The sequence below is a fragment of the Lelliottia nimipressuralis genome (assembly GCF_004402045.1).
Lineage (GTDB): Bacteria > Pseudomonadota > Gammaproteobacteria > Enterobacterales > Enterobacteriaceae > Enterobacter > Enterobacter chinensis.
In genome coordinates this window covers 256,232-272,126 of sequence record NZ_SOMG01000014.1, presented here as the reverse complement: position 1 = coordinate 272,126, position 15,895 = coordinate 256,232, and the positions used below count along the sequence as shown (strand labels likewise).

Below are 15,895 nucleotides of genomic sequence, written 5' to 3'. Positions count from 1 at the left end.
GTCGTTATTCAGGAAGAGCTTATAGCCCTTGTATTAACTATTGTCTTTATAGTAAACACGTCAAGCCAGTCTGGATGAAAATTTTGCGAAATCAGTATCAATAAGGGAGATTACGGATGGAACGTTGCGGTTGGGTAAGCCAGGATCAGCTTTATATCGACTATCACGATCGGGAATGGGGCGTGCCGGAAACCGATGGCAAAAAACTCTTTGAGATGATCTGCCTGGAGGGCCAGCAGGCGGGTTTGTCATGGATTACGGTACTGAAGAAACGCGAAAACTATCGTAACGCCTTCCACCAGTTCGATCCTGTCGCCGTCGCCGCCATGACTGATGAGGACGTGGAACGCCTGGTGCAGGATGCCGGCATCATCCGCCATCGGGGTAAGATCCAGGCCATCATCGGTAACGCACGCGCTTACCTGGCAATGGAACAAAACGGCGAATCGTTTTCAGACTTTGTCTGGACGTTTGTGAATAACGATCCGCAAGTCACGCAGGCCACCACGCTCGCGGAAATCCCCACTTCCACCCCGGCCTCGGATGCGCTCTCGAAGGCTCTGAAAAAACGCGGCTTTAAGTTTGTCGGCTCCACCATCTGCTACGCCTTTATGCAGGCCTGTGGCCTGGTCAACGACCATGTTACCGGCTGCTTCTGTCATCCGGGAGGCCACCATGATCCGCAAATGGCAAAGTGAGAATACCGCGCCGCTTCTGAGCTTATGGCTTGAAAGCACCGCAGAAGCGCATCCGTTTATCGAGGCGAGCTACTGGAAAGAGAACGAGGCCATGGTGCGGGACGTTTACTTGCCGTCAGCTGAAACCTGGGTCTGGGAACAGGATGGCGAACCATGCGGTTTTATCAGCGTGATGCAGTCTCAGTTTGTTGGCGCACTGTTTGTCGCACCGACGTGCATCGGGAAAGGCATCGGGCGCGCGCTGCTGAACCACGTTCAACAGCGCTTCCCACACTTAAGCCTTGAGGTGTACCAGAAAAATATCCGGGCGGTGAATTTCTACCACGCGCAGGGCTTTCGTATCGAAGACAGCGCCTGGCAGGATGATACTCAGCACCCGACCTGGATCATGAGCTGGCAGGCGGATCAAACGCCGTTAAGGTAAGCTCGGGCCCCTGATATTTCTCAACCCAGGCCAGCGCCGTGTTCCCCGCACAACCATTCCCCAGCTTCGAGCTGGGGAGATCTTTGGTCAGCACGTTAACCGCCCCGTTTTTACAGATACCGCCTTCGGTTGGCTCAAGGTCAGGCCATGCGCCCTGGTGAATGCAAATCACGCCCGGTTTAATCCCATCGCTAACCACCGCCCCTGCCAGCACCTGTCCACGATGGTTCCAGACGCGCACCACGTCACCGTCGGCAATCCCGCGGGCTTTTGCATCGAGAGTATTCAGCGTAATCGGCTCTCGCCCTGCAACCGCATACTGCTCACGCAGAGACGTGTAGTTAAGCTGGCTGTGCAGACGATGTGCGGGATGGGCTGACAACACCTGCAGCTGCTCCGGTCGGGCGTTGCCGTGCCACTCGTCCGGCTCGAGCCACATAGGGTGTGGCGGGCAGTCGGCATACCCAAAGCTGGCGATGCGCTCGCTGTAGATCACCATCTTTCCGCTCTCGGTTTTCAGCGGGTGATTTTCCGGGTCACGGCGGAAATCAGCGAAACGGACAAACTGCGCGTTCTGTTCGCTCTCCGGCATCTCGACGATCTGGTTCGCCTCCCAGAACTCAGCGAATGGCGGAAGCGTCACGCCCTGCGCCGCGCCGCGCTGCCCGGCAATCTGATAGAAGGTTTCCAGCCATTCGAGGTCAGTTTTCCCCTCGGTGAAACGCTCGCGGCCGCCCGCCTCCCACCGCTCGCTCAGTTCAGCAAACACGTCGAAATCATCACGCGCTTCATCACGCGGGGCCACGACGCGCTTCATCGGGACCATATGCTGGTTGCTGTAGTCGCCGGTCATGGTGAGATCGTTACGCTCGAACGAGGTGGTCGCCGGGAGAACGATATCGGCGTGTTTGGCCGAGGCGGTCCAGAAGCACTCTGAAATCACCACCAGCTCCGGCTTCTGCCAGGCGCGGATCAGGCGGTTGGTATCCTGATGGTGCGTGAAGTTCGACCCGCCCGCCCACCAGACAAATTTAATATCCGGGAAGTGGCGGTCCAGACCGTTGTGCTGATAAAAACCGCCCGGGTTTTCCAGGGCTTCGACAATACGCGCCACCGGAATTTTATCCACGGCATCCACGCCTCCCTGCACCGAGCCCTGCAGAGAGGCCAGCACGGCGGCTTTACGAGTGGGGTTACCGCCGTTCGCGAAGTGATAGGAGAGACCAAAACCCCCGCCCGGCGTCCCGATCTGACCGAGCATCGCGGCGAGCGTCACCAGCATCCAGTGTTTTTGCTCGCCAAACTGCTGGCGCTGCATCCCCCATCCGGACATTAACATCGTGGTATTTTTATGGAACAACGCTGCCAGTTCTCGGAGTTTATCCGCAGGAACGCCGCAAATCCCGGCCGCCCATTCTGCGGTTTTTACCACCCCATCGGATTGACCCATTAGATATTCAGCAAATTTATCGAAGCCGGTGGTGCAGCGCGTCAGGAATTCGACATCGTGCCAGCCGTTTTCTACCAGCGTATGGGCGATACCCAGCATCATCGCCACGTCGGTGCCCATATGCGGGGCAATCCACTCGGCGCTGTCGCCAAAGAAGTCCATGGTTTCAGAACGCATCGGGTCAATGCAGATGATGCGCTTACCGCTTTTGCGCAGCGCGTCGAAATACCCAATGCCCTGCTCATCGCTGGCGTTCCAGGCAATTTTCAATGTGTTAAGAGGATTGGCGCTCCACAGCACCACTACGTCGGTATGCTCCAGCACCAGCGGCCAGCTGGTCTGCTGCTGGTACACTTCGTTCCCCCCCACGACGTACGGCATGATTGCCTGCGCCGCACCGGTGGAGTAATCCCCCAGATGACCGGTATAGCCTCCCGCCAGGCTCATATAGCGCTGCAGGAGCGTCGAGGCCTTGTGCAGCACACCGTTAGAACGCCAGCCGTAGGATCCGGCAAAAATGGAGGATGGCCCCCAGGTATCGCGGATGCGCTTGTGCTGGGTATGGATCAGCGCCAGCGCGTCATCCCAGCTCACGCGAACAAACTCATCCTGACCGCGAATACCCTGCGGCTTGTCCGGCGAAGCCAGAAAACCTTTACGCACCATCGGCCAGCGCACGCGCGTTTTGCTATGCACCTGATCGCGAACGACGGTCTGCAAAGAGTTGGAATGTTGGGTTGGCAATGCCCCGCGAGACGACAGGACATTTTCACCGTCGGTTTCGACCAGCATCGGCCCCCAGTGGGCGGCGGTCAGAATGGTTTTTGTTGAGGTGCTCAAGCGTGCGCTCCTGGTTGCGTGCAGGTTTTACGGCCTTCTTATTGAGGCAGTTTATGGTTTGTCACAAATTTCAGAGTTATACCCGGAATTTTCTCCGTATCCGGACGTCATAATCAACTGCCACGCTCGTCGTGGCAAAGAATAAAAAGGATTAAGGAAAGAAGATGAAAAAACGCGTACTCGTTATTGCCGCTCTGGTGAGCGGTGCACTGGCTGTTTCTGGCTGCACAACCAACCCTTACACCGGCGAACGCGAAGCGGGTAAATCCGGTATCGGCGCAGGTATCGGCTCGCTGGTCGGCGCAGGCGTTGGGGCGCTCTCCTCCTCCAAGAAAGATCGCGGCAAAGGCGCACTGATTGGCGCAGCCGCGGGGGCAGCACTGGGCGGCGGCGTTGGTTATTACATGGACGTGCAGGAAGCGAAACTGCGCGACAAAATGAAAGGCACCGGCGTGAGCGTCACCCGCAGCGGCGATAACATCATCCTGAACATGCCGAACAACGTGACCTTTGACAGCAGCAGCGCGACGCTGAAACCGGCCGGTGCGAATACCCTGACCGGCGTGGCGATGGTGCTGAAAGAGTACAATAAGACCGCCGTGAACGTGACGGGCTACACCGACAGCACCGGCAGCCAGGATCTGAACATGCGTCTGTCTCAGCAGCGCGCCGATTCCGTAGCCAGCTCGCTGATTACCCAGGGCGTTGAAGCGAACCGCATCCGCACCAACGGAATGGGTCCTGCTAACCCTATCGCCAGCAACAGCACGGCGGAAGGCAAAGCGCAGAACCGCCGCGTTGAAATTACGTTGAGTCCTGTGCAGTAGGTAAAAGCAAAACGGCAACCCCGTTGCCGTTTTTAGTGTTTGCGCCCTCTCCCGTGGGAGAGGGTTGGGGTGAGGGCAACAGACCGCAACCTCCGGTAAGCGTAGCGCCACCGGGCAAATTACTTGCTTCGTCAGATTTTCCCGCTAAGGTATTCTCACTAAATTCAGGGAAATCAGCGATGAGCAAACCAACCCGGGCCACCATCAGCGACGTGGCGAAAGCCGCCAAAACCGGTAAAACCAGTATTTCGCGCTACCTTAACGGCGAGAAACACCTGCTGTCCGATGCATTGCTGGCTCGAATTGAACAGGCCATTGCCGATCTCGACTACCGTCCCAGCCTCATGGCGCGCGGACTCAAACGTGGCCGCACCCGCCTTATTGGGCTTATCATCGCCGATATCACCAACCCCTATTCCGTTAACGTGCTCAGCGGTATCGAAGCTGCCTGTCGCGAGAAGGGTTTCACGCCGCTGGTCTGTAATACCAACAACGAAGTCGATCAGGAGCTGCATTACCTCGATCTGCTACGCAGCTACCAGGTGGAAGGGATTGTGGTTAACGCGGTGGGCATGCGTGAAGAGGGGCTAAACCGCCTGCAGCAGTCCTCCCTGCCCATGGTCCTCATCGACCGTAAAATTCCCGAATTTGCCTGTGATGTAGTTGGGCTGGATAACACCCAGGCAGCCACGACCGCCACCGAACATCTCATCGAACAAGGCTTCGAAGCGATTCTGTTTCTGAGCGAACCGTTGGGCATGGTTAACACCCGTCGCGAACGTCTGAGCGCGTTTCGCACCACGCTGGAACGCTATCCCGGTGTGATCGCCGAAAATGCCGAAACCCCGCTTCACGAAGCCGGGCAGCTCGACAACACCCTTCGTCAGTTCCACACTCGCCATCGCGGAATGCGCAAAGCCGTTATCTCTGCCAACGGGGCGCTGACCCTGCAGGTCGCCCGTTCACTCAAGCGCATTGGCCTGCACTGGGGCAGCGACATCGGTCTACTGGGGTTTGATGAACTGGAGTGGGCGGAGCTGGCTGGCGTCGGCATTACTACCCTCAAACAACCCACCTGGCAGATTGGCTATGCTGCTGTAGAACAAGTAGTTCGTCGTATTGAAGGCACCAGCGATGCCGTTCGCGAGCAGGTCTTCTCCGGCGAGCTGATCGTTCGCGGCTCCACCGCGCGTTAATTTTCCCTTGTGATACCGATCATAAATTCGACATCCTGACCTTTTCTTTGGAACCGGTTCCATCTAGCGTAATAGTATTGATATGTTGCGATGGAGTCCGAAGATGGACAGGAAAATTATGGTGGTCACCGCCGCGTATGGCGCGGAACAGGTGCGACAGGCAGGCGGTCAGCGGGCAATGCTTCCCGTTATTGCAGGCGCAGGGGCAGACGGCGTGGAGATCCGCCGCGAGCTGTTCAACAGCGAAGAGCTGCTGGCGCTGCCTGCGCTGGGTGAATCTATTGAGCTGCTGGGCCTGCTGGCGTGCTACTCCGCTCCTGCCGCCCTGTTTATGCCGGACGGCACCCTCAACCCGGAGCTACCCCGCTATCTCTCTGAGGCCAACACCCTGAACGCGCTGTGGCTCAAGGTTTCCCTGGGCCATTTTAGCGACGCACAGCCTCTCGAAGCCCTGCGTACCCTGCTGAACGCCAGCGGCATGGCGCTGGTCGTGGAGAACGATCAGACCGACTGCGGTCAGCTTGCGCCTATGCAGCGCTTCCAGGCCGCCTGCCGGGAAATGGCGCTCCCCGTCACGCTGACCTTCGATATGGGTAACTGGCTGTGGGTCGGTGACTCTCCCGAAGAAGCGGCCCGCCATCTGGCCTCTGCCGTGAGCTATATCCACGTGAAAGCCGCCGTGCCGCATAAAGATAACTTCCGCGCCGTCGCACCGGACCGCGCCGATGCGCGCTGGCTGGATCTGCTCAGCCAGCTGCCAGCCGATGCCCCGCGCGGTATCGAATTCCCGCTGGAAGGGGCGGATTTAACCGCCGTTACCCGCCATTACGTCAACCTGCTACGCGAGGAGTAAATCATGCACAAGACGCTGGATGTCATAACGATCGGCGAGGCCATGGCGATGTTCGTCGCCACCGAAACGGGCGAGCTGAGCGCGGTGGAGCACTTTATCAAACGCGTGGCGGGCGCAGAGCTGAACGTCGCGACGGGACTTGCGCGTCTCGGCCTGAACGTCGGTTGGGTCAGCCGCGTGGGGGACGACAGCTTTGGCCATTTCGTTCTCAACTCGCTGAAAAAAGAGGGTATTGATGCCTCAGGCGTCACCCTCGACGGACGCTTCCCTACCGGCTTTCAGCTTAAATCGAAAGTCGAAAATGGAACCGATCCCATCGTGGAGTATTTCCGTAAAGGATCGGCCGCAAGCCATCTTTCCGTGGCGGATTACCACGCCGACTATTTTGCTTGTGCGCGCCATCTGCACCTGAGCGGCGTGGCGGCAGCGCTCTCTGCCAGCTCGTATGAACTGCTGGATCATGCGGCAGCCACGCTGAAAGCCCAGGGAAAAACGATCTCTTTCGATCCTAACCTGCGCCCGGTGCTGTGGAAAAGCGAAGCGGAAATGGTCGAGAAGCTGAACCATCTGGCGTTCAGGGCGGACTGGGTTCTGCCAGGCCTGAAAGAAGGGATGATCCTGACCGGAGAAAGCACGCCGGAAGGCATTGCCGACTTCTACCTGAATAAAGGCGTAAAAGCGGTGGTGCTGAAAACCGGTGCCGATGGCGCATGGTTTAAAACGGCCGACGGCGAACAGGGCGCGGTCGCTGCGGTGAAGGTTGAGAACGTTGTCGACACCGTCGGCGCGGGCGATGGTTTTGCCGTGGGCGTTATTAGCGCCCTGCTGGAAGGCAAAACGCTGCAGCAGGCCGTCGCGCGGGGTAACAAGATTGGCTCGCTGGCCATTCAGGTACAGGGCGACAGCGAAGGATTACCAACGCGAGCAGAGCTCGGCGTTTAAATTCCCTCTCCCTGTGGGAGAGGGCCAGGGTGAGGGCAGCAAGCCACACCACATAATTAAGCCACCGTGTACCCTACAGACAACGGCGGTAACAACCTCAACAACCGAGGCAAGCCTATGAACAGTTCGACCAATGCAGTAAAACGCTGGTGGTACATCATGCCAATCGTGTTTATCACGTACAGCCTGGCGTACCTTGACCGTGCCAACTTCAGTTTCGCGTCCGCGGCGGGGATCACCGAAGACCTTGGGATCACCAAAGGTGTCTCCTCCCTGCTGGGTGCCCTTTTCTTCCTGGGCTACTTCTTCTTCCAGATCCCCGGCGCTATCTATGCGGAACGCCGCAGCGTGCGTAAGCTGATCTTCATCTGTCTGATTCTGTGGGGCGCCTGCGCGTCCCTGACCGGCATGGTGAACAATATTCCAGCCCTGGCTGCCATTCGCTTTATCCTCGGCGTCGTTGAGGCGGCGGTCATGCCCGCGATGCTGATCTACATCAGCAACTGGTTTACCAAATCTGAACGCTCACGCGCAAATACCTTCCTGATCCTCGGTAACCCGGTCACGGTACTGTGGATGTCGGTGGTGTCTGGCTACCTGATCCAGTCTTTCGGCTGGCGCGAGATGTTTATCATCGAAGGGGTTCCGGCTGTGATCTGGGCATTCTGCTGGTGGGTGCTGGTGAAAGATAAACCTGCACAGGCGAAATGGCTTTCCGAAGATGAAAAAGCGGCACTGCAGGCGCAGCTGGATAAAGAACAGCAGGGGCTGAAGGCAGTACGTAACTATGGTGAAGCCTTCCGCTCCCGCAACGTGATCCTGCTGTGCGCGCAATACTTTACCTGGAGCATTGGCGTGTACGGCTTTGTGTTGTGGCTGCCGTCCATTATCCGCAGCGGCGGCGAAAACCTCGGCATGGTAGAAGTTGGCTGGCTCTCTTCCGTACCGTATCTGGCAGCAACCATCGCCATGATCGTCGCATCGTGGGCATCGGATAAGCTGCAGAACCGTAAGCTGTTTGTCTGGCCGCTGCTGCTGATCGCTGCCTTTGCTTTCATTGGCTCCTGGGCCGTGGGTGCGAATCACTTCTGGGCCTCTTACGCTCTGCTGGTCATTGCCGGTGCAGCCATGTACGCCCCGTACGGTCCGTTCTTTGCCATCATCCCGGAAATGCTGCCGCGTAACGTGGCAGGTGGCGCGATGGCGCTGATTAACAGTATGGGTGCGCTGGGTTCGTTCTGCGGCTCCTGGTTCGTCGGTTACCTGAACGGTGCCACCGGCAGTCCGTCAGCCTCGTACATCTTTATGGGGGTGGCACTTTTCGCTTCCGTGTGGCTTACTCTGATTGTTAAGCCTGCTAATAATCAACAGCACCCTGTCGGCGCTCGCCACGCCTGAATCCTTAAAAATCAACGGAGATTAGCATGAAGCCGTCCGTCATTTTGTATAAAGCACTGCCGGAAGATCTGCAGAAACGCCTTGAAGAACACTTCACCGTCACGCAGGTGAAGAATCTGAGCCCGGAGACCGTGGCACAGCACGCCGATACGTTCGCCAGCGCCGAAGGCCTGCTGGGTTCAAGCGAGAAAGTGGATGTCGCCCTGCTGGAGAAAATGCCGAAGCTACGTGCTACCTCTACCGTTTCCGTGGGTTACGACAACTTCGACGTAGATGCCCTTAACGCCCGCAAGATCCTGCTGATGCATACGCCACATGCCCTGACGGAAACCGTGGCCGACACGCTGATGGCGCTGGTACTCACCACGGCCCGTCGCGTGGTGGAAGTGGCTGAGCGCGTCAAATCGGGCGAATGGACAAAAAGCATTGGTCCGGACTGGTTCGGCGTGGATGTTCACGGCAAAACGCTCGGTATTGTTGGCATGGGGCGTATCGGGCTGGCGCTGGCGCAGCGCGCGCATTTTGGTTTTAACATGCCGATTCTGTATAACGCGCGTCGACATCACAGTGAAGCCGAAGAACGTTTCAACGCCCGTTACTGTGAACTGGATACCCTGCTACAGGAAGCCGATTTTGTGTGCCTGGTCCTGCCGCTGACGGACGAGACACGTCATCTGATTGGCAAAGAGGCATTTGAGAAAATGAAGAAGTCAGCCATTTTCATCAACGCGGGTCGTGGCCCGGTGGTGGATGAGAAGGCGCTGATTGAAGCCCTGCAAAACGGTGAGATCCACGCCGCAGGTCTGGACGTATTCGAGCAGGAGCCGCTGCCGGTGGATTCTCCACTGCTTTCGCTGCCTAACGTGGTCGCTCTGCCCCATATCGGCTCGGCAACACATGAAACACGCTACAACATGGCGGCCACAGCGGTAGATAACCTTATCGCCGCCCTGAGCGGTAAGGTGGAGATAAACTGCGTGAATCCGCAGGTACAACGGTAGAAACGAAAAAACCCGCCAGAAGGCGGGTTTTAGAATTTTTTGCTACTGGGTTGGAAGCTTACAGGCTTACAACGTTACCAGCTGCTGGGCCTTTAGCGCCGCTTTCGATGGTGAAGGAAACTTTCTGACCTTCGTCCAGAGATTTGTAGCCTTCATTCTGGATAGCAGAGAAGTGTACGAACACGTCTTTTGAACCATCGTCAGGAGTGATGAAGCCGAAACCTTTATCAGCGTTGAACCATTTTACCAGACCAGTCATTTTACCAGACATAGAAATTACCTTATTAAAAATATATTGTGCCTTCCGGCTTGATGGGTTGCGTTACAGATTTTTAAGCGATGAAGGAAGGGTCACTACGAAGGGTATCTATGGATAACAATCTGGACTGCTTTACTAAACTGCTTTAGGTCTGTGTAACAAACCGACAGGAATAGTTATACCGATATGGTAGAGGAATGACAAGCGTTATTTTCTGTATGTATAAAAAAACCCCGCCTGAGGCGGGGTTTTTTCGGTTTATTCTGTGGCCGTAACGGCTATACTCCAGGCCTGACTAAAAGCCTGATGCTGGGAGGCCAGCGGCCCAATCAGCGTATTGTACTGACTAGCCTGCTGTGAGGTTGGGAACTGAATGCCATTGGCAACAAAGCTCACCTGAGCCTCCTGCTGGGCGATAAAGTCTCCCACCTGAACCAGCTGCTGCGTGAAAATTTGCGCGGCTGGAATCAACGGTTGCAGTGCTTCAGAAGGTTTGGTCACCACTTTCTCATACACTTTATCGAAGACCGGTTTGAGATCGTCGCCCTGCTTCAGCGCAGAACGTGACGCATCAGCCTGCATTTTCGCATTCTGCAACTGCTGGCTCAGCACGCCAAGCGCACCGTTGGACTGGCGTAGCGGTTCACGCTGCGTCATATAATCCTGTGGAACGCGGATGGCGTTCACGCTATCCACCACTGGACGGATACCGGAATCCATCGCCTGGCTCACCTGCTGTGAATAACCATAAAGAATGGCGTAATCGGACACGAAGGGGCCAAACTGTTTTTTCTGATCCGCAGTCAGCGTTGGCAACCGCTCGCCGCTGCGCATCACTGTATTCTGCAGAAAATCGATAAACGCTTTGCGCTGATCGCCTTCTTTATCAAAACACCCACTCAGGCTAACAACCATCAACAACGCCGCAATAGGCGCAAACCAGCGAGAGCAGGACTTTCCTGTCGCCATTTTATTACTCCTTTCACCCAAAAAAGCGCACACCGGCACACGCGTGCCCGACGCTGACAAGGATAGTCCAGGTCAGCCTTGCAAGATACTCTTTTCATGCAAAACGGCTATTGCCGATTTATTTCTTACCATTTACAAAAAAATACCTGGCGAAGCCGACATATGACTAATCAGGGAATTAGCATAACTATCCATATCGCTGAATCGGGTAAAGCGATCGTTACCGCACGATTAATCACAACCGCGAGGATCCTGGGTTTGTATTAGGGACTATTCTTAATTGGCTCTCTGATGTTCTTGATCACGATGTGAGATTTAAGAGGAGTCCTCAATGGAATATAAAGATCCTGAGTTTGAACTGCTGAGCAGTCTGGAACAGATCATTTTTAAAGATGTACCGCAGACGATTACCCTGCAACAAAAATCCAATCCCTTTACAGAATATGAGCAATTGCGCAAAGGGACAGGACTGAAAACGGAAGAATTCGCCAGAGCGATGGGTGTCAGCGTGGCTATGGTGCAGGAGTGGGAGTCAAAACGTGAGAAACCCACCCCAACCGAGTTAAGGCTGATGCGCCTGATTCAGGCCAACCCTGCACTCAGCAAACAGATAGCATAGTGAAGTTTGAATGCCCCCGCCTTTGCGGGGGCTTGTGTTTTAAAGGCTATCACAACGCCAGCCCGCCTCTTCCCAGACCCATTCATGCGTTAATGTTAATCCTCTTAAAAAAGCCTCATCGTGTGATACCACCAGCAGGGCCCCGGGGAAACCGGCCAGCGCCGCTTCAATCGCCTGCACCGAAGCCAGATCCAGATGGTTGGTCGGTTCATCCAGGAGCAGAAGCTGCGTGGCCTCCACACGCCACAGCACGCAGGCCAGGGCGGCCTTAAGACGCTCCCCGCCGCTGAGCGCCGCCAGCGGGAGCGTGACTTTATCGGCCCCCAGCTGAAGCTGCGCTAAACGGGTGCGCAATACCCCCTCTTCCAGAGGCGTATGACTCAAGTTGAGATGCGTCATGACCGACTGCGAAAGATCGAGCTGCGACAGATGCTGGTCGAGATAAGCACAGCTGACGGAAACTTTACAGATACCTGAACGTGGGGCGATCTCGCCGAGGATCGTTTTTAACAGCGTCGATTTTCCGCATCCGTTGGGTCCCTTTAACGCCACGCGCATCGGTCCGTCCATGCGCCAGGTGATGGGTGGAACAGGCACATGCGGCAACACCAGCTCCTCCAGCACCAGCACCTGTTTGCCCTCCGGGATCTGACTTCCCGGTAGGGTAAACATCACCGGGTTATCCTCTTCAACCCTTTCGCGAGCCTTGTTGACCGCGGCGTTCAGCACCGCATTTTGATCGCTATGCTGTTTTTTCCAGGCGCCGATCCGTTCCTTTGCCGCACCTTTATATTTGACCCGCTCAAACGAGGCGATATTCAGGGTATCGACGGTGCGTAATGTCTTTGCCGAACGCCGCTGGCTGTCAGCATGCTCTTTTTGCATACGTGCCCGGGTACGTTTGCGCTCGGTTGCAGCATGTTCCAGCGCCGCGCGGGCCGCCTGCTGTTCGGCATCGCGCTGGGTTTGATAATCCGCATAATTCCCGCCGTAGCTGCGCAGGCCCGAAGGGCTCAGTTCAAGAATACGCGGCACCAGCTCAAGAAGTTCGCGGTCATGGGAGGCCACCAGCACGCCGCCCTGAAAACGACTGAGCTGGTCGTAGAACCACGCCCGGCCTTGCCGGTCCAGATGGTTAGTGGGTTCGTCCAGCAGCAGGAAGTCCGCGTCCGCCGTAAACGCCCCGCACAGCAGGGCACGAATACGCTCGCCGCCGCTGAGTTCACCGGCAGGTTTATCCGGGTCAAACGGTGGGAGCTTCGCATTGATAAACGCCTCGCTCAGACGCTCGGCGACATCCCAGTGGCCGTCGAGCGTGTCCAGATCGTCAGGCTGGTAATCGCCGCTATCAATGCGCTTACGCGCCGCAAAAATCGCGTCGTACCCGAGCAGTTCCGCAACCGTCGTCTGCGGAGAAATAGCGTGCTGCTGCGCCACATAGACATGTGAGCCAAAGCGTTCAATATGACCGGTAGCCGGTTCATCCAGCCCCGCCAGCATGCGCAACAGACGCGTTTTTCCGCTGCCGTTGCGGCCAACCAGCGCGCACAGGGCGGGTTCAAGCGTTAGATTCAGCGGACCAAAAAGAGTATCGCCCGTCGGAAACTGACAGGTGACCTGATGCAAAATAAAAGAAGGGGACTGCGCAAAATGAGCCATAAGCACTCCTGAATGAAATCAAAACATCCCCTGCCGACGCGGTGGCGTTTAGCAAGGATCGAAATTCATCAGTCGTGTTTGTTCATTTTTGGGGGGCGCTCCAGCGCGAGAAAGTTAACGCGGATAAGGATAGCGGTAATGTGTTGAACGTTTCAAGGTTAAATTTTGGACGACTTATACTCCCTCTCCCTTTGGGAGAGGCTGGGGTGAGGGGGAACAGACGGTAATTTTGCGAGCCTCTTTCCAGAAATGGTAATATCCTCAGTGGCATAGCTCAAATCTGTTGCCGCCTGTTTTGATGAGCAGTAAGTTCTCTTCGCACCTGCAAAATCAGGTGCCGGGATTGGAACCCTGAATCACTTCACTGGCGACACAGGCTCTGTGTCGTACGGCCTGTTGCATCTCAATGGCGGGCCGAACTGGAGCGCTACTGTCAGGAGATTACGCAGATGCTGATGAACGGCTCACTGCCGCGACAATCTGAAATCGTGATGGAAGATTTGCTGTGCGAACTGGTCAGCTACTTTGCCGATACGCTAAGGGCACCGCGCTGGCTGAAGACGGATAAAGGCACAATCGCGATCGGCTAAACCTGCCGGATGACGCTGCGCTTATCCGGCCTACAAAAGCCCCATAAAAAAACCCGCCGAAGCGGGTTTTTAGCATTTGTAACAACGGGCACATTACTGCAGCAGCGAAATATCCGCTACGCGCAGGAACAGCTCGCGCAGTTTCTCGAGCATGGAGAGACGGTTAATACGCAGCTCTTTATCTTCTACGTTCACCATCACTTTCTCGAAGAAGGCGTCGATGACTTCACGCAGTTCAGCCAGCTCCACCAGCGCTTCCTGGTAGCGACCTTCCGCGAAGAACGGCTCGAGCTTGTCGCGCAGCACTACAACCTGCATCGCCAGAGCAATCTCTTCCGGCTCTTTCAGCGTCGCGGCGTTCACGCGCTCGTTCAGCGTCTCGTCGGATTTCGCCAGGATGTTGGATACACGCTTGTTGGCTGCGGCCAGGGCAGATGCCGCTTCCAGCGTACGGAAGTGGGAAACCGCCTTCATGCGTGCATCGAAATCTGCCGGACGAGTCGGACGACGCGCCAGCACCGCCTGAATGGTGTCAACGGTGTAACCTTCGTCCTGATACCACGCGCGGAAACGACCGAGCATAAAGTCGATCACATCATCCACCACGTTCGCGTTGGTCAGTTTATCACCGTACAGACGCACCGCTTCTTCGGTCAGCGTTTGCAGATCGAGGTTCAGGTTCTTCTCAACGATGATACGCAGCACGCCCAACGCAGCACGACGCAGCGCAAACGGGTCTTTGTCGCCTTTCGGATGCTGACCGATACCGAAGATACCCGCCAGGGTGTCCATCTTATCGGCAATCGCCACCGCACAGGCAACCGGGTTGGACGGCAGTTCGTCACCCGCAAAGCGCGGCTGATACTGCTCGTTCAGAGCAACAGCCACATCTTCCGCTTCGCCATCGTGACGCGCGTAGTGCATGCCCATCACGCCCTGGGTGTCGGTAAATTCGAACACCATGTTGGTCATCAGGTCGCACTTGGACAGCAGGCCCGCACGCGTCGCGTGGTTGACGTCTGCGCCGATTTCACGGGCGATCCAGCCGGACAGCTCCGCGATGCGGTCGGTCTTGTCGCGCAGCGTTCCCAGCTGCTGTTGGAACAGCACGGTTTGCAGGCGCGGGAGATGATCTTCCAGACGTTTTTTACGGTCGGTGTTGAAGAAGAACTCGGCGTCAGCCAGACGTGGGCGCACCACTTTTTCGTTACCGGAGATAATCTGGATCGGATCTTTCGATTCGATGTTCGCCACGAAGATGAAGTTTGGCAGCAGCTTGCCGTCGTTGGCATAGACCGGGAAGTACTTCTGGTCACCCTTCATGGTGTACACCAGCGCTTCAGCCGGAACGGCCAGGAATTTCTCTTCAAACTTCGCGGTCAGCACGACCGGCCATTCCACCAGAGAGGTCACTTCTTCCAGCAGGCTTTCGCTCAAATCAGCGTTACCACCAATCTGACGCGCCGCTTCTTCTGCGTCCGCTTTGATTTTGGCTTTACGCTGTTCGTAGTCGGCAATAACTTTACCGCGCTCCAGCAGGATCTGCGGGTACTGGTCGGCATTGTCGATGGTGAATTCCGGTTCACCCATAAAGCGGTGGCCGCGGATCACACGATCGGACGCCACACCCAGGATGGTGGCTGGGATGACGGTATCGCCCAGCAGCAGGGTCACGGTATGAACCGGACGCACGAAGTGCACGTCGGACGCGCCCCAGCGCATCAGCTTAGGAATTGGCAGCTTCGCCAGCGAGGTGGCGATCATGTCAGGCAGCAACGCTTCTGCACTCTCACCTTTCACATGGGCGCGATACAGCAGCCACTCGCCTTTGTCGGTGGTCAGACGCTCAGCCTGGTCAACGGTGATGCCGCAACCGCGCGCCCAGCCTTCAGCCGCTTTGCTCGGCTTGCCTTCCGCGTCGAACGCCTGGGCAATTGCCGGGCCACGTTTTTCCACTTCACGATCCGGCTGAGACGCCGCCAGATTTGCCACTTTCAGCGCCAGACGACGCGGGGCAGCAAACCACTCAATTTTACCGTGTGCCAGGCCAGCGTTATCCAGCTCAGCAGTCACGTTCGCAGCGAAAGATTCAGCCAGGCTGCGCAGGGCTTTTGGTGGCAGCTCTTCGGTGCCGATTTCCACCAGGAAAGTTTTCTCAGACATGGCCGCC

Annotated in this window: 15 protein-coding genes; 10 read left to right on the top strand and 5 right to left on the bottom strand. The window is 56.6% G+C overall.

Annotated features, from left to right (window positions below; genetic code table 11):
- Positions 1 to 116: 116 nt before the first annotated feature.
- Positions 117 to 698, top strand: a complete 582-nt coding sequence (gene tag, locus E3U32_RS08460; protein WP_134348416.1) for a DNA-3-methyladenine glycosylase I — start codon at positions 117 to 119, stop codon at positions 696 to 698.
- Positions 676 to 1,122, top strand: a complete 447-nt coding sequence (locus E3U32_RS08455) for an N-acetyltransferase (RefSeq protein ID WP_134348415.1) — start codon at positions 676 to 678, stop codon at positions 1,120 to 1,122. Before tag ends, E3U32_RS08455 begins: the two co-directional genes overlap by 23 nt.
- Here E3U32_RS08455 and E3U32_RS08450 read toward each other — a convergent pair.
- Positions 1,085 to 3,364, bottom strand: coding sequence for a molybdopterin guanine dinucleotide-containing S/N-oxide reductase (locus E3U32_RS08450; RefSeq protein WP_286164256.1), 2,280 nt, complete (start codon positions 3,362 to 3,364; stop codon positions 1,085 to 1,087). The genes E3U32_RS08455 and E3U32_RS08450 overlap by 38 nt on opposite strands.
- Positions 3,365 to 3,576: 212 nt before the next feature.
- Between E3U32_RS08450 and E3U32_RS08445 the strand changes: the two genes are divergently transcribed.
- The 6 genes from E3U32_RS08445 to ghrB all read left to right on the top strand — a co-directional run bounded on the left by E3U32_RS08445 (position 3,577) and on the right by ghrB (position 9,629).
- On the top strand, positions 3,577 to 4,239 hold the full coding sequence (locus E3U32_RS08445; RefSeq protein WP_134348413.1) for an OmpA family lipoprotein: 663 nt from the start codon (positions 3,577 to 3,579) through the stop codon (positions 4,237 to 4,239).
- A 179-nt stretch (positions 4,240 to 4,418) separates the two neighbouring features.
- Positions 4,419 to 5,435, top strand: a complete 1,017-nt coding sequence (locus E3U32_RS08440; protein ID WP_134348412.1) for a LacI family DNA-binding transcriptional regulator — start codon at positions 4,419 to 4,421, stop codon at positions 5,433 to 5,435.
- A gap of 103 nt (positions 5,436 to 5,538) precedes the next feature.
- Positions 5,539 to 6,288: a sugar phosphate isomerase/epimerase family protein gene (locus tag E3U32_RS08435; RefSeq protein ID WP_134348411.1), complete on the top strand. Its 750-nt coding sequence runs from the start codon at positions 5,539 to 5,541 to the stop codon at positions 6,286 to 6,288.
- Between the two features lie 3 nt (positions 6,289 to 6,291).
- A complete protein-coding gene (locus tag E3U32_RS08430; protein WP_134348410.1) occupies positions 6,292 to 7,230 on the top strand; it encodes a sugar kinase in 939 nt (312 codons plus the stop codon).
- 117 nt (positions 7,231 to 7,347) lie between these two features.
- Positions 7,348 to 8,628: an MFS transporter gene (locus tag E3U32_RS08425; protein ID WP_134348409.1), complete on the top strand. Its 1,281-nt coding sequence runs from the start codon at positions 7,348 to 7,350 to the stop codon at positions 8,626 to 8,628.
- 26 nt (positions 8,629 to 8,654) lie between these two features.
- Entirely contained in the window at positions 8,655 to 9,629 is a 975-nt protein-coding gene (gene ghrB, locus E3U32_RS08420) for a glyoxylate/hydroxypyruvate reductase GhrB (RefSeq protein ID WP_134348408.1), read from the top strand.
- Positions 9,630 to 9,687: 58 nt separating this feature from the next.
- Here the strand turns inward: ghrB and cspE are convergent, their stop codons facing one another.
- Entirely contained in the window at positions 9,688 to 9,900 is a 213-nt protein-coding gene (gene cspE, locus E3U32_RS08415) for a transcription antiterminator/RNA stability regulator CspE (RefSeq protein ID WP_006177792.1), read from the bottom strand.
- 246 nt (positions 9,901 to 10,146) lie between these two features.
- Positions 10,147 to 10,857, bottom strand: coding sequence for a DUF3053 domain-containing protein (locus tag E3U32_RS08410; RefSeq protein WP_134348407.1), 711 nt, complete (start codon positions 10,855 to 10,857; stop codon positions 10,147 to 10,149).
- Between the two features lie 331 nt (positions 10,858 to 11,188).
- On the opposite strand from E3U32_RS08410, the gene E3U32_RS08405 reads away from it, so the two are divergent.
- On the top strand, positions 11,189 to 11,476 hold the full coding sequence (locus E3U32_RS08405) for an HTH-type transcriptional regulator (RefSeq protein WP_008502755.1): 288 nt from the start codon (positions 11,189 to 11,191) through the stop codon (positions 11,474 to 11,476).
- Between the two features lie 39 nt (positions 11,477 to 11,515).
- On the opposite strand, the gene E3U32_RS08400 is transcribed toward E3U32_RS08405, so the two are convergent.
- Positions 11,516 to 13,135 (bottom strand): ABC-F family ATP-binding cassette domain-containing protein, encoded by a 1,620-nt coding sequence (locus tag E3U32_RS08400; RefSeq protein ID WP_134348406.1) that lies wholly within the window; start codon positions 13,133 to 13,135, stop codon positions 11,516 to 11,518.
- A 449-nt stretch (positions 13,136 to 13,584) separates the two neighbouring features.
- On the opposite strand from E3U32_RS08400, the gene E3U32_RS23635 reads away from it, so the two are divergent.
- Complete coding sequence (locus tag E3U32_RS23635) at positions 13,585 to 13,725, top strand: hypothetical protein (protein ID WP_166790918.1); 141 nt, start codon at positions 13,585 to 13,587, stop codon at positions 13,723 to 13,725.
- A gap of 93 nt (positions 13,726 to 13,818) precedes the next feature.
- On the opposite strand, the gene glyS is transcribed toward E3U32_RS23635, so the two are convergent.
- A complete protein-coding gene (gene glyS / locus E3U32_RS08395) occupies positions 13,819 to 15,888 on the bottom strand; it encodes a glycine--tRNA ligase subunit beta (protein WP_134348405.1) in 2,070 nt (689 codons plus the stop codon).
- Positions 15,889 to 15,895: the final 7 nt, after the last annotated feature.